At 64.4% G+C, this 12,448-nt stretch carries 16 protein-coding genes; 15 read left to right on the top strand and 1 reads right to left on the bottom strand.

The features are described from left to right. Nucleotides 1-8 precede the first annotated feature (8 nt). The 8 genes from ftsY to OXG30_13465 all read left to right on the top strand — a co-directional run bounded on the left by ftsY (nt 9) and on the right by OXG30_13465 (nt 5,564). Nucleotides 9-893 (top strand): signal recognition particle-docking protein FtsY, encoded by an 885-nt coding sequence (gene ftsY / locus OXG30_13500; protein ID MCY4135907.1) that lies wholly within the window; start codon nt 9-11, stop codon nt 891-893. Between the two features lie 58 nt (nt 894-951). Beyond that, the gene (gene ffh, locus OXG30_13495) at nt 952-2,382 is read left to right on the top strand and encodes a signal recognition particle protein (protein MCY4135906.1); all 1,431 of its coding nucleotides are present in this window, start codon (nt 952-954) and stop codon (nt 2,380-2,382) included. 138 nt (nt 2,383-2,520) lie between these two features. Continuing rightward, nucleotides 2,521-3,117, top strand: a complete 597-nt coding sequence (gene rpsP / locus OXG30_13490; protein ID MCY4135905.1) for a 30S ribosomal protein S16 — start codon at nt 2,521-2,523, stop codon at nt 3,115-3,117. Continuing rightward, nucleotides 3,114-3,524: a KH domain-containing protein gene (locus OXG30_13485; protein ID MCY4135904.1), complete on the top strand. Its 411-nt coding sequence runs from the start codon at nt 3,114-3,116 to the stop codon at nt 3,522-3,524. The genes rpsP and OXG30_13485 overlap by 4 nt, the downstream gene beginning before the upstream one ends. 29 nt (nt 3,525-3,553) lie before the next feature. Beyond that, the gene (locus OXG30_13480; protein MCY4135903.1) at nt 3,554-4,018 is read left to right on the top strand and encodes a ribosome maturation factor RimM; all 465 of its coding nucleotides are present in this window, start codon (nt 3,554-3,556) and stop codon (nt 4,016-4,018) included. 14 nt (nt 4,019-4,032) lie between these two features. Next, nucleotides 4,033-4,755 carry a tRNA (guanosine(37)-N1)-methyltransferase TrmD gene (trmD, locus tag OXG30_13475; GenBank protein MCY4135902.1) on the top strand — a complete coding sequence of 241 codons (723 nt, stop codon included), beginning with the start codon at nt 4,033-4,035 and terminating at the stop codon, nt 4,753-4,755. 73 nt (nt 4,756-4,828) lie between these two features. Next, nucleotides 4,829-5,173 carry a 50S ribosomal protein L19 gene (gene rplS, locus OXG30_13470; protein ID MCY4135901.1) on the top strand — a complete coding sequence of 115 codons (345 nt, stop codon included), beginning with the start codon at nt 4,829-4,831 and terminating at the stop codon, nt 5,171-5,173. A gap of 46 nt (nt 5,174-5,219) precedes the next feature. Further along, a complete protein-coding gene (locus OXG30_13465; protein ID MCY4135900.1) occupies nt 5,220-5,564 on the top strand; it encodes a YraN family protein in 345 nt (114 codons plus the stop codon). Between the two features lie 7 nt (nt 5,565-5,571). Here OXG30_13465 and OXG30_13460 read toward each other — a convergent pair whose 3' ends face one another. Beyond that, nucleotides 5,572-5,700 (bottom strand): hypothetical protein, encoded by a 129-nt coding sequence (locus OXG30_13460; protein MCY4135899.1) that lies wholly within the window; start codon nt 5,698-5,700, stop codon nt 5,572-5,574. 2 nt (nt 5,701-5,702) lie between these two features. Here OXG30_13460 and OXG30_13455 point away from each other — a divergent pair, with 2 nt between their 5' ends. The 7 genes from OXG30_13455 to tsf all read left to right on the top strand — a co-directional run bounded on the left by OXG30_13455 (nt 5,703) and on the right by tsf (nt 12,444). After that, the gene (locus tag OXG30_13455; protein MCY4135898.1) at nt 5,703-6,068 is read left to right on the top strand and encodes a cytochrome c; all 366 of its coding nucleotides are present in this window, start codon (nt 5,703-5,705) and stop codon (nt 6,066-6,068) included. A gap of 133 nt (nt 6,069-6,201) precedes the next feature. After that, a complete protein-coding gene (locus tag OXG30_13450; protein MCY4135897.1) occupies nt 6,202-7,737 on the top strand; it encodes a YifB family Mg chelatase-like AAA ATPase in 1,536 nt (511 codons plus the stop codon). A gap of 7 nt (nt 7,738-7,744) precedes the next feature. Beyond that, nucleotides 7,745-8,875, top strand: a complete 1,131-nt coding sequence (gene dprA, locus OXG30_13445) for a DNA-processing protein DprA (protein MCY4135896.1) — start codon at nt 7,745-7,747, stop codon at nt 8,873-8,875. A gap of 31 nt (nt 8,876-8,906) precedes the next feature. After that, nucleotides 8,907-9,815, top strand: coding sequence for a tyrosine-type recombinase/integrase (locus tag OXG30_13440; GenBank protein MCY4135895.1), 909 nt, complete (start codon nt 8,907-8,909; stop codon nt 9,813-9,815). Between the two features lie 66 nt (nt 9,816-9,881). Next, nucleotides 9,882-10,460 (top strand): M23 family metallopeptidase, encoded by a 579-nt coding sequence (locus tag OXG30_13435; GenBank protein ID MCY4135894.1) that lies wholly within the window; start codon nt 9,882-9,884, stop codon nt 10,458-10,460. A 143-nt stretch (nt 10,461-10,603) separates the two neighbouring features. After that, nucleotides 10,604-11,656: a 30S ribosomal protein S2 gene (gene rpsB / locus OXG30_13430; protein ID MCY4135893.1), complete on the top strand. Its 1,053-nt coding sequence runs from the start codon at nt 10,604-10,606 to the stop codon at nt 11,654-11,656. Beyond that, on the top strand, nt 11,653-12,444 hold the full coding sequence (tsf, locus tag OXG30_13425) for a translation elongation factor Ts (GenBank protein ID MCY4135892.1): 792 nt from the start codon (nt 11,653-11,655) through the stop codon (nt 12,442-12,444). Before rpsB ends, tsf begins: the two co-directional genes overlap by 4 nt. The last annotated feature ends 4 nt before the right edge of the window (nt 12,445-12,448 follow it).

Genomic DNA, 12,448 nt, shown 5'->3' with positions numbered 1-12,448 from the left:
GTCTTGTGGTGTCTCGCCGACGCTGGCCCACCGCTCGGGGGACGTTCTCGGGTTTTTTGGCCTCGGTGGTTTCTCGGGGAGTGGACGACGCCACCTGGGAGGAACTGGAGGACGCGCTGATTCTGGCCGACGCCGGTGTGGGCACCACCACCGCGCTGCTGGATCGGCTCAAAGAGCAGGCTAAAGCGAAGAAGGTCAGCGATCCTGAGCAGTTGGTGGCCCTGCTGAAATCCCAGATAGCCGAAGATCTGGGGGGCCGAGACCTTGAGCTGGGTACCGAGGGAAACCCTGCGGTATGGCTGTTCGTGGGTGTGAACGGGGTGGGCAAAACCACCACCATCGGCAAGCTGGCCGACCGGGAGGTTCGAAGCGGACGCAAGGTGGTGCTGGCCGCGGGGGACACGTTTCGAGCCGCGGCCGCTGAGCAGCTTGGCCAGTGGGCCGATCGATCAGGGGCCGAGCTGGTGCGGGGCGCAGAAGGCGCAGATCCAAGCTCGGTCATCTTCGACGCCGTCGAGCACGCGGCCGCCTCAGGGGTTCCGCTGGTCATGGCCGATACCGCCGGCCGTCTGCACACCCGAGCCAACTTGATGGAAGAGCTGGCCAAGATCCACCGAGTGGCCGGCAAGGGGCCGGGAACGGTCACCGAGGTGCTGTTGGTGATCGACGCCAGCACCGGCCAGAACGGGCTGGCCCAAGCCCGCCAGTTCACCGAGTCGGCTGAGCTGACTGGGGTGGTCCTTACCAAGCTCGACGGGTCGGCCAAGGGCGGCATCGTCATGGCCGTGCAAGATGAACTGGACATCCCGGTGAAATTGGTGGGCTTGGGGGAAGGCATAGCCGACTTGGTGGAATTCGATGCCGACGAGTATGTCGAGGCCCTGTTCTCCTAACCCTTCCCTTCGTGTCGGATATCCAATCTGTTGCACAAGGGCGTAGTCTGGGCAGCCCATGTTCGACACGCTGAGCAACCGGTTCGAGGGCATTTTCAAGCGCATGCGGGGTCTGGGGATCTTGCGGGAGAGCGACGTCGACGAGGTGCTGCGGGAGATCCGCTTGGCCCTGTTGGAGGCCGACGTCAACCTCCATGTGGTCCGGGGCTTTCAGGACAGGGTCCGCCAGCGGTGTGTGGGGGCTGAGGTTCACAAGGCACTGAACCCGGTCCAGCAGGTGATCAAGTTCGTCCATGAGGAGCTGATTGCCGCCCTGGGCGGTGAAACCCTGGAAATCTCCCATCCGGCCAAGGCTCCCACGGTGGTGCTGTTGGCCGGGCTTCAAGGCTCGGGCAAGACCACCAACGCGGCCAAGCTTGCCTCCTGGTTCAAACAGCAGGGTCGCAACCCGATGCTGGTGGGCGCCGATTTGCAGCGTCCGGCTGCGGTAGAGCAGCTCCGCACCCTGGGGGCCTCCATTGAGGTACCGGTGTTCAGCGAGCCCTCCGACCCCGTAGCAGTAGCCCGACAGGGGGTTGCTGAAGCGGTGGCAGCCAACCGCGACGTGGTGATATGCGACACCGCCGGTCGGCTGGCCATCGACCAGGAGATGATGGACCAGGTCGGACGGATATCCGACGCCATCGAGCCCCACTACACCTTCTTGGTGGTCGACGCCATGACCGGTCAGGACGCGGTGACCACGGCAGAGTCGTTCCATGAGATTCTGGAGCTCGACGGGGTGATCCTCACCAAAGTGGACGGCGATGCCCGCGGCGGCGCCGCGCTGTCGGTGAAAGAGGTGGTGGGCCGGCCCATCGCCTTCTCCTCCACCGGTGAGAAGATCGACGAGTTCGAGCTGTTCCACCCCGACCGGGTTGCCAGCCGGATTCTCGGCATGGGCGATGTCTTGACCCTGGTGGAGAAGGCCGAGCAGGTCTACGAGGAGGCCGAGGCCGAGGCAACCGCGGCCAAGCTGCTGGAGGGGGAGTTCACGCTGGCGGACTTCCTGGAGCAGATGCGCCAGCTCAAGAAGATGGGCTCGCTCCAGAATCTCGTGGGAATGCTCCCCGGCGTATCTCCCGAATTGCGCAATGCTGAGATCGAGGATGATCAGATCGCCCAGGTCGAGGCCATCATCTGCTCGATGACCCCGCAGGAGCGGGCTACCCCCCGGATCGTTGACGGCTCTCGCCGGCAGAGGATCGCCGCCGGCTCCGGTACTCGGCCCTCCGAGGTCTCCCAACTCCTGCGTCAGTTCAGCGAGGTGCAGCGGATGATGAAGCGAATGGGGGGCAAAGGGCCGGGTTCGGGCCGCAAGAAGTCCAAGAAGGGTCGAAAGGGCAGTCGGGTGACCCCGCCGGGTGGCCAGCAGAGGAAACCGGGAAAGCCCAAGCTGACCCTGCCGGGGTTGGAGGACGGGGAATTCGATCTCTCATCCCTGAGGTAGCCCGTAGGGATTTTGGGCGGGTAGAGTTTGCCCATTCCGGCGGTCGGCGCCGGTTCGTGCCTGCACCGGCACTGATGACGGGCCAATTGGGCTCAGAACGTCCAATGGACCCAAGTAGACAGAAGGGCTGACCGGCTAGTGGCAGTAAAACTCCGGCTGATGCGGATGGGCAAGAAGAAGCAGCCCACGTACCGCGTGGTGGCCGCCGACTCCCGCAAGGCCCGAAATGGGCGATTCATCGAGATTGTGGGCACCTACAACCCTCGCCAGGAGCCGTCTCTGATCGAGATCGACAACGAACGGGCCCTGCACTGGCTTCGCCATGGCGCCCAACCCAGCGAGCGGGTGCAGAAGCTGCTGGTTATATCGGGTGCGTGGGAAGAGTTCACCGGAGAAGCCGCCCCCGCGATCAGTGTACCGGCGAAAGTGACCAAGGCCGCCTCGGCGGAGGCGGTGGATGCCCCAGCCGAAGATGCCTCGGCGGAGGCGGTGGATGCCCCAGCCGAAGATGCCTCGGCGGAGGCGGTGGATGCCCCAGCCGAAGATGCCTCGGCGGAGGCGGTGGATGCCCCAGCCGAAGATGCCTTGGCGGAGGTGCCCGATGCAGGGTCCGAGCCTGGTGAGGATTCCGAAGCCGCATCCGCAGAGGAAGAGTCAGACTCAAACGCTGAAACAGCTGAGGCTGAGGAGGCCGCAGAGGAAGACGCTGAGAAGGCCGAGGACGGGGAATCGTGAGCGACACCGACTTTGACGCCGAAGGCGACGACGCTATGAACGACGATCCTGAGAACGAGGTCCCTGTGAACGAAGATGTCAGGAACGACGACTTCGAGGACGACGACTACCGCGAAGACTTCGAGGACGACGATTTCGACGAGGATGACGACATCAACACCATCGAAGTCCCAACCGCTCGAAATGTCTTGGAATTCCTGGTCAAGTCGGTGGTGGAGAACCCCGACGACGTGGAAGTGGAAATAGTCGAGCGTCAGGGTTCGGTCACGCTGGAGGTCACGGTGGCCGAAGGGGACATGGGCCGGGTTATCGGACGCCGGGGCCGGGTAGCCAACTCCATTCGCACGCTGGTGCGGGCTGCGGCTAGCAAAGACGGCAGTTCCATCGACGTTGAATTCGTCGACTGACCGGCGGGCGTGCCCCCTCGGCTAGTGGTGTGTCTCAACTTGAGGTAGGCCGTATCGACCGGGCCCACGGGGTCCGGGGGGAGACGGTGGTCACGCTCTGGACCAACCGCACCGAACGCCTCGAAGCCGGATCGGTGCTGACGTCCGATTCCGGTCCGCTCACGGTGGTGGAGGCCCGGGCCTTCCAGCGCCGATGGATAGTTCAGTTTGCCGAGGTTTTGGGCCGGGACGCTGCCGAGTGTCTGCGGGGTCAGGTGCTTCGGGCCTCGCCCATTTTCGATCCCGACGAGCTTTGGGTTCACGAGTTGATCGGCAAGATGATCTGTGAGACCGACGGCACAGAGCGGGGGAGGGTTGAGGCAGTGCAGCAGAATCCGGCCAGCGATCTGCTGGTTTCGGAGTCCGGCGCCTTGGTCCCGCTTACCTTTCTTGTCGAGCAGTCCGGGGATCGGCTGATCGTGGATGTCCCGAGCGGCCTGTTCGACGAGACTTGAGGGTTCAACGAGCCATGAGAGTCGACGTATTCACCATCTTTCCCTCGATGTTCGAGGAGTTCTTGGACTTCGGGGTGATCGGCAGGGGGGTGGAGCAGGGCCGCCTTGTCGTTCGGATTCACGATCTGCGGGCTGGTGCGGGCGACCCCCATCGCTCAGTGGACGACGCCCCATTCGGAGGCGGTGCGGGAATGGTGATGATGCCGGAGCCATTGTTCAGAGCGGTGGAGCAGGCCGATCCCCCCCGTCCCCTGTTTCTTCTCGGTCCCGCTGGCCGCCGATTCGATCAGACCATTGCCCGCGAGCTGGCCTCCGGAGAGGGATTCTCACTGTTGTGCGGTCGTTATGAAGGGGTAGACCAGCGAGTTCGAGATCATCTTGTGGACGATGAGCTGTCAATGGGCGACTTCGTATTGGCCGGAGGGGAATTCGGGGCCATGGCGGTAATCGAGACCGTCGGGCGGCTGGTCCCCGGCGTGTTGGGAAACGAGCTTTCGTCCGCCGAGGACTCCTTCAGCGACGGGTTGTTGGAGTATCCCCACTACACCCGGCCTGCGGAATTCAGGGGCTGGCCGGTGCCGGACGTGCTGTTGTCGGGAGATCACGGCCGTGTAGAGCGCTGGCGGAAGGCCCAATCCCTCGCCCGGACGGTGGCCTTGCGGCCCGACCTCGTCGACGCCCGGGGCGGCCTGAGCGACGAGGAGCGATCGCTCCTAGATGAGTTCGGCCTTTCATAAACGGGCCGGATATAATTTCTCGTCGCGCCCCGATGCCAGAGTTGGGCGCTGAAGTACTCACAAGAGGCGTGCCATGAATCCCACCGACATCGTTGATCGCGATACCAGACGCTCTGACATTCCTGAGTTCAGCCCCGGCGACGCGGTGAAGGTCCATGTCCGGGTGGTGGAGGGCAGCCGCGAGCGGGTCCAGATATTCGAGGGAGTGGTCATCCGCCGACAGGGCAGCGGAATACGGGAGACATTCACCGTTCGAAAGGTCAGCTTCGGTGTGGGAGTAGAGCGCACTTTTCCGGTTCACTCGCCCATCATCGCCAAGATCGAGGTTGGAGCCCGCGGCGATGTGCGCCGAGCCAAGCTCTACTACCTGCGAGATCGGATTGGTCGGGCCGCCCGGGTCAAGGAGAAGCGCTTCTAGCCAAGCCCTTGGCCAAATTGTCACCCACCGTGTTTACGGTGCAGGCATGGCATACAGACAGGCGCTGGGCCGTTGGGGCGAAGACCGAGTGGTGCGGTGGTATCGCCGCCAGGGGTTTCAGGTTCTCGACCGCAACTGGCGGTGCAGCAGGGGCGAATTGGATGTGATCGTGCAGCGGGGGTCGATCGTTGCCGTATGTGAGGTGAAGACTCGGACGTCGCTGGCGTTCGGCACTCCCGCCGAGGCCGTTGGATGGCAGAAGCAGCGTCGGATACGCCGATTGGCTGCCCAGTGGTTGGCCGAGCAGGAGCGGTCAGGACCAGTGCAGCTTCGATTCGACGTTGCCGAGGTGATGGGGCGCGAGCTGCGGGTGATCGAAGCGGCGTTCTAGGTCGCAGTCAGCCCAGCAAGGCCCACAGAATCAGCCCGACGCAAACCAGCACACCCGCGGCCACGTACCAGTAGTCGAATCGAGTCCGACGCTGCTTTCGTGTGGGATCGAAGCCGATATCCCAGTATGTTCCCACTGGTGGCTGCAAGGAAAGCCGTTGTCGTTTGGGTTGTGGTTTTGGCCTTGTTCTCGGCGGTAGGCGTCGGATGCGGGTCGGGTTTCTCTCCTGAGGTGGAGGCTGGTCCCGATGGGACCCCCGATCCCGTGTTGGTGGCCGGACGGGGAGTGTTCGTTGACCGGTGCGCGTCTTGCCACGGAGCCGATGGCAGCGGGACCGGCGACGGTCCCCGCCTGAACCGTGGTCGGCTGTTGCAGGAATATCCTGATCCCAACGGAGCTGTCGCCGTGGTCTCAGAGGGGAAGAACCGCATGCCGGGTTTCAGCGGCCTGTTGACCTCGGACGAAATCGACGCGGTCCTCCGCTATATCAACGAGGTGCTCTGAGGGGATCTGTCCCTCCGGACTGCCGAAGACGGTGAAGTTGTCACCGGCTGTGGCTATGGTCGGAGAACGCTCGTGACCAGCGAAACGGGTCTCTCTTCAGGCACGAGGAATCATCCTCGAGAAAGCACTCGCCGTGCTTGCAACCATTCCCGCCTCCGTTCTCGCCGGCATTACCGGATATCCGGTTTCCGTGGAGGTCCACGTGTCGTCGGGCTTGCCCACCTTCACGGTGGTGGGCTTGCCCGATGCCGCTTGCCGGGAGGCCCGTGACCGGGTTCGCGCCGCGCTGTTGTCCAGCGGCGTCGATTGGCCCCCGGGCCGCATCACCGTCAACCTGGCTCCCTCGGGCATCCGCAAGGAAGGCTCTGGTCTCGACCTGGCCATCGCTATAGGAGTTCTGGTTGCCGATGAGCAACTGCCTGCTGATGCCGTGGAGAATATGGCCTTTCTGGCCGAACTGGGGCTCGACGGACGGCTCCGGTCGGTTCCCGGCGTTCTGCCCCAGGTGCGCTCTCTGGAGACTGCCGCCATTGTCGTAGCTCCGGAGAGCGCCGCGGAGGCTGCGCTGGCCAACGGTCCTGTGGTAAGGGCGCCCACCACGCTGACAGAGCTTGTCGCCGCTCTCCGAGGCAAGGACTCGTGGCCGGAACCGCCCCTGCTGGGGTCGGCTGACTTGCGGGAGGACGGCGCGGATTTGGCTGATGTGAGAGGACAGCACATGGCCCGTCTGGGATTGGAAGTGGCTGCCGCCGGTGGGCACCACTTGCTGTTGATCGGTCCTCCAGGAGCGGGCAAGACCATGCTGGCCCGCCGGCTCCCCGGCCTGCTTCCCCCGTTGGATGAGAACACCGCCATCGAGGCCACAATGGTGCACTCCGCCGCTGGCTTGGACTTGCCGTCCTCGGGCTTGATTCGCCGAGCTCCTTGGCAGGCCCCCCACCATTCGGCGTCGATGATCGCCTTGGTCGGCGGGGGGAGCCATACTCTGCGTCCTGGGGCGATCAGCTGCGCCCATGGGGGCGTGCTGTTTCTGGACGAGATGGGGGAGTTCGGGCCCCAAGCCCTGGATGCGCTGCGCCAGCCCCTTGAAGAAGGGTCGATTCGGGTCAACCGGGCTGCGGCCATGGCTACATTTCCCGCTCGGTTCCTATTGGTCGGGGCGATGAACCCGTGTCCATGCGGAGAGCTTGGACAGCCAGGCATGTGCCGGTGTACGCCAGTGGCCCGTTTGCGCTACGCCCGGCGGCTGAGCGGACCGCTCCTGGATCGATTTGACCTGAGGATTCATGTAGGCCGGCCGGAGGTGAGCGATCTCTTCGACGCCCCGCCGGGTGAATCCTCGGCGCAGGTTCGCGACAGGGTGGATCAGGCCCGAGCTGTCGCCCGCGACCGCGGCGTGGCCTCCAACAGCGAGCTGCCCGATGGTGCCCTGGATCAATTCGCTCCCCTGGACCCAGATGCCAAGAACCTGTTCAGCCACTCCATTGCCGAGGGCCGTCTTACTGCCCGAGGATTCCAGCGGGTGCGAAGGGTCGCCCTCACCCTGTGCGACTTGGCCGGTCAGGGGCCGCCGCTTACCGGCGGCATCGTCGCCCAGGCGCTGTTCATGCGGACTGAGCCGGTCACAGTGGTTCACGATCCATGGAGCTGCTCCAGTGCCCGCCGATGAGTTCTCCGTGGCCGGACCCCATGGCGAAGAAGGGGGCGAGTTGCCCGTGGAGGCCTGGCTTGTGGCGCTGGTATCGCTGCCCGCGGTGGGGCCAGCCCGATTGCGGGCGCTGCTCGAGATCGGGAGCCCGCCCGTGGTGTGGGCCCGCTTGCAGGTACCGGCATCACCTGAATTGGCCCAGATAGCCGGCAAGCAAGACCTGTACAGCCAGTGGCAGCGCACCGCGGCTGGCTTGGATGTGGCGGCGTTATGGGCGCGGCACCGCGAATACAGGGTGGGTGTGGCTGCACTGGGCACCCCCGGATACCCATCTGCTCTGTCTGATGACGTGGATCCGCCCGCGGTCGTGTTCCACAAGGGAGACCCCCAGGTGGTCGGCGGTCCACGAGTGGCCATCGTCGGGACGCGCCGATGCACCCGCTACGGCAGTGATGTGGCCTTCGAATTGGGCCGGGACTTGGCCTCAGCAGGCGTGGGCGTCGTCTCCGGACTAGCGCTGGGCATCGATGCCGCCGCTCATGCCGGGGCACTGCAAGCCAGAGCAGCGCCACCGATAGCAGTGGTGGGCAACGGCATGGACCGGGTCTATCCCGAGCGCAACCGAGCCCTGTGGCAAGCGGTGGCCGAACAAGGAGTGCTGTTGGGAGAGGCCCCTTTGGGAGCCTCGCCCGAGCGGTGGCGGTTTCCGGCTCGAAACCGGATCATCGCTGCGCTGGCCGATGTGGTGGTCGTGGTGGAGTCCCACGCCTCGGGCGGCGCCATGCATACCGTGGCTGAGGCTGCGGCCAGGGATCGGGCGGTGCTGGCGGTACCCGGTCCGGTCCGCAGCCCGGCATCCGATGGATGCCTTGAATTGCTGGCCGACGGCTGCGCCCCCTGCCGCGACGCTGATGACGTCCTCTTGGTCTTGGGCCTGTCCGGCGCCGAGACCGCCCCGTTGGACACCCGCCCCGACCCCGGCGATGCCGGGCAGCGAGTGCTGGAGGCGCTGGGCTGGCAGCCCGCCGATGCCGAGCAGATCAAAGGGCGTACCGGTTTGACCATGTCAGAAGTGGCCGGAGCAGTGGAGGAACTGCGGGTTGCGGGCTGGGTGGCAGTATCGGGCCGCTGGATAGAGCGGGTGGGCATTCCCCGGTGAGTCGGCCAACAGCCCGTAGTCTTGAGAGTTGATGGGGTGGGATCTGGACGCGTTTGCCGCGTCGACCGCTTCGGTCAGCGACGAAACCGCGGCGATGTACTGCCGTGAAATTGCCGCGTTCTCCGGATGGCTTGCCGACAGCCGACACGGCTCCGGGGCAGCGGATTCCTGGGATCCCAGTCCCGCAGACGTCGACCTGCGCATGGTCCGCAGGTATCTGGCCCACCTGAGCACCAAGGGCTATGCCCGCAAGACGGTGGCCCGCAAGGCTACGTCCTTGCGACGCTATTTCGGTTGGGCGGAGCGCACCGGCCGGGTCGCCGCAGACCCCACTGTTGGGGCGATGACACCGACACGAGAGCGACGGCTGCCCCGCGTACTGCGCGCCGAGGAACTGGGGACTCTGCTAGACGAGCCGCGTGCCGTGGTGGCCGACGACAGCCGCGTTCGGCAGGCTCGCGACATTGCGGTGCTGGAGCTGCTCTACGGCAGTGGCCTGCGGGTCAGCGAAGTGTGCGCCATGCGGGTTGGGGACATTGATCTGCCCCGTCGGCGCCTGATCGTGTACGGAAAGGGATCGAAGCAACGGATCGTGCCGCTGAGCGAGCCGGCGGCCGTCGCCCTGGAGGAGTGGTTGGACCATGGGCGGCCGGAGATGGCTGATCCATCCACAGCCGGTGATGCCGTGTTCGTGAACCTGTACGGGCGACCGCTGAACACTCAGGCCGTGCGGCGGCTCGTCAACCGTCGAGCGAGCACTCAAACCAACCCCCACGCACTGCGGCACACCTTCGCCACCCATCTGCTCGACGGCGGGGCGGACCTGCGGCAGGTGCAGGAGCTGTTGGGCCACGCTGATCTGGGATCCACGCAGATATACACCCACGTCAGCCGTGATCGGCTTCGACGGGTGGTGGAGAAGAGCCACCCTCGGGCCTGACAACCGCGGTTTGCCGGTAGCCTGGCAGCCGGCTTCCCCCTGGCTTCAGAAGACTGAGGACAAGCCATGGTGCTGGGTATGCGCATCGGCGGCTTGGCTGCTGTAGCGGTGTCGGCCTGGCTGGCACTCAGCCCTGCTCAGCCCGCGCCGGATACGTCCCTACCGCCTGCTCTGAATGAGGCGGCGGCGCTGTCACCCGTGATGTACCAGCCTCCGGTGGGCGCCGAGGTTGTCGATTCCTTTCGACCTCCGGCCCATGTGGGCGCACCGGGTAATCGGGGCTTGGAGTACGATCCTGAGCCGGGCCAGCCGGTATGGGCTTCAGCCGGAGGCGAGGTGGTGTTCGCCGGTCAAGTGGCCCGCAACCGGTTTGTGACTGTGCTTCACCGCGACGGGCTGCGCACCTCATATGGATACCTGGGCTGGATAGCAGTTGACGAGGGCGACATGGTGTCTCCTGGTCAGTTGCTGGGCACCACATCGGAGCGGTTCTTCTTCAGTGTTCGCACCGGAGACCAATATCTTGATCCTGCCCAGGTTTTGTCATCGGGACGCGTGCGGTTGGTGCCCCATAGTGAGCCGGATGGCCGCGGTCGGCTTCCTGCGAAGCAGAATACCCAGACCAATTTGCAGCCGGACCACTAGGGTTCGAAGCCATCGTCCGGCTATCGTTGATCCCGGCCTGAAAGCAGTTTCCGGCCGTAGACAAATTCCACCCGGGGCATCCCACGGTCGCCAATTGGTGCTGACCCCGGGTCTCGAAGAACCGCTGGGAGAGGAGAAACACCATGGCGCCAGTCGTGACGATGCGTCAGCTGCTCGATGCTGGAGTCCACTTCGGACACCAGACCCGCCGTTGGAATCCGAAAATGCAGAGGTTTATTTTCGGCGAGCGCAACGGTATCTACATCATCGATCTGACCCAGACGCTTGCCCATATCGAGGCGGCCTACACCTTTGTTCGAGACTTGGTGGCCAAGGGCGGCCAAGTGCTGTTTGTGGGAACCAAGAAGCAAGCCCAAGACAGCGTGCAGAGTTACGCCGAGCGGGTGGGCATGCCCTATGTGAACGAGCGTTGGCTGGGTGGTCTCCTGACCAACTTCGAGACGATCTCCAAGCGCATGGGCAAGATGAAGGAATTCCAGCGGATGCGCAGTTCGGGCGAGCTTGACGTGATGCCCAAGAAGGAGGCGTTGCTCATCTCCCGGGAATTGGCGAAGCTTGAGCGCAACTTGAACGGCATTCGCGACCTGACTCGACCTCCCGATGCGGTTTTCGTGCTCGACACGAAAAAGGAACACATTGCGGTGGCCGAGGCCAACAAGTTGAAGCTGCCGGTAATAGCCGTAGTGGACACGAATTGCGATCCCGACGTCATTCAATTCGTCATCCCTGGAAATGACGACGCGATCCGGTCAGGAGAGCTGATGTGTCGAATCATCAGCGATGCGGTACTCGAAGGCCGCTTCATCGCTCAGGGAAATGCCTCCGCCAAGTCCCAACCGACGGAAGATGCTCCGACGGAAGACGACACATCGGCCGCTCCCGCTGAGGAAGCTCCGGCGGTGGCGGAATCGCAGTCGGATGAGGGGGCTCCGGCGGCTTCGGAGGCTGCTCCCGCTGAGGAAGCTCCGGCGGTGGCGGAATCGCAGTCGGATGAGGGGGCTCCGGCGGCTTCGGAGGCTGCTCCCGCTGAGGAAGCTCCGGCGGTGGCGGAATCGCAGTCGGATGAGGGGGCTCCGGCGGCTTCGGAGGCTGCTCCCGCTGAGGATGTCCCGGCGGTCGAGACTGCTGAGCTAGCTGTTGATGCCGAATCGACCGAACCCCAGGAGCAAGTGTGAGTTCGTTTACCGCCCAAGACGTCAAGTCCCTTCGCGATGCCACTGGCGCCGGAATGATGGACTGCAAGCGCGCCCTCACTGAGAATGAGGGCGACATGGAGGCCGCCACCCAATGGCTCCGCGAGAAGGGCATGGCCAAGGCTGCGGCCCGAGCAGATAGGGCCAGCGACCAGGGAACAGTGGCCCTTGCCGCCGACGGTGAGGCAGCCGCCATTGTGGAGCTTCAATGCGAGACCGACTTCTCAGCCAAGGCGAACGACTTCACCTCTATGGCCGAAGAGCTGGCCCAGTTGGTGTTAGCCGAGGGGGAAGACTCGGTGGAGTCCCGCAAGGCTGAAATCGAGGATCTCAGTCTGGCCAAGAAGGAGAACGTCCGGTTGGGCAAGGTGGTCAAGGTTCAGGCCGCTGATGGGAACATTCTGGACACCTACCTCCACACCCAGGACGGCCGGGGGACCAGTGCGGTCGTGGTGGAGGCCCGCGGCATCAGCCAGGAGCTGGCCCATGAGATCGCCCTTCATATTGCCTTCGCCAAACCCTCGGTCTTGCACCGAGATGATGTCGACCCCGAAGAGGTTGAGAGGGAGCGCGTTGCGCTGACCGAGATGACCAAGGCAGAGGGCAAGCCTGAACAGGCCTGGGACAAGATCGTCACCGGCCGACTCAGGGCGTGGTACGCAGAGCGGGTGTTGCTGGAACAGGGCATGTTCGGGGAGAAGGAGACTGTGCAGTCCCGGTTGGGGGACGGCGAGATTGTCCGGTTCGAGCTGGCGACTATCGGCAGTTAGCTAA

Source organism: bacterium, from assembly GCA_026708015.1.
Classification (GTDB): Bacteria; Actinomycetota; Acidimicrobiia; order Acidimicrobiales; family Bin134; genus Poriferisocius.
The sequence above is the reverse complement of the archived record's forward strand: the minus strand, read 5'-3'. Positions and strand labels throughout refer to the sequence as shown.

What these genes read in the sequence shown, in the direction of transcription:
- ffh (MCY4135906.1), top strand. Translation starts at nt 952, where the DNA reads ATGTTCGACACGCTGAGCAACCGGTTCGAGGGCATTTTCAAGCGCATG.
- trmD (MCY4135902.1), top strand. Translation starts at nt 4,033, where the DNA reads ATGAGAGTCGACGTATTCACCATCTTTCCCTCGATGTTCGAGGAGTTC.
- rplS (MCY4135901.1), top strand. Translation starts at nt 4,829, where the DNA reads ATGAATCCCACCGACATCGTTGATCGCGATACCAGACGCTCTGACATT.
- OXG30_13465 (MCY4135900.1), top strand. Translation starts at nt 5,220, where the DNA reads ATGGCATACAGACAGGCGCTGGGCCGTTGGGGCGAAGACCGAGTGGTG.
- OXG30_13440 (MCY4135895.1), top strand. Translation starts at nt 8,907, where the DNA reads ATGGGGTGGGATCTGGACGCGTTTGCCGCGTCGACCGCTTCGGTCAGC.
- OXG30_13435 (MCY4135894.1), top strand. Translation starts at nt 9,882, where the DNA reads ATGGTGCTGGGTATGCGCATCGGCGGCTTGGCTGCTGTAGCGGTGTCG.
- rpsB (MCY4135893.1), top strand. Translation starts at nt 10,604, where the DNA reads ATGGCGCCAGTCGTGACGATGCGTCAGCTGCTCGATGCTGGAGTCCAC.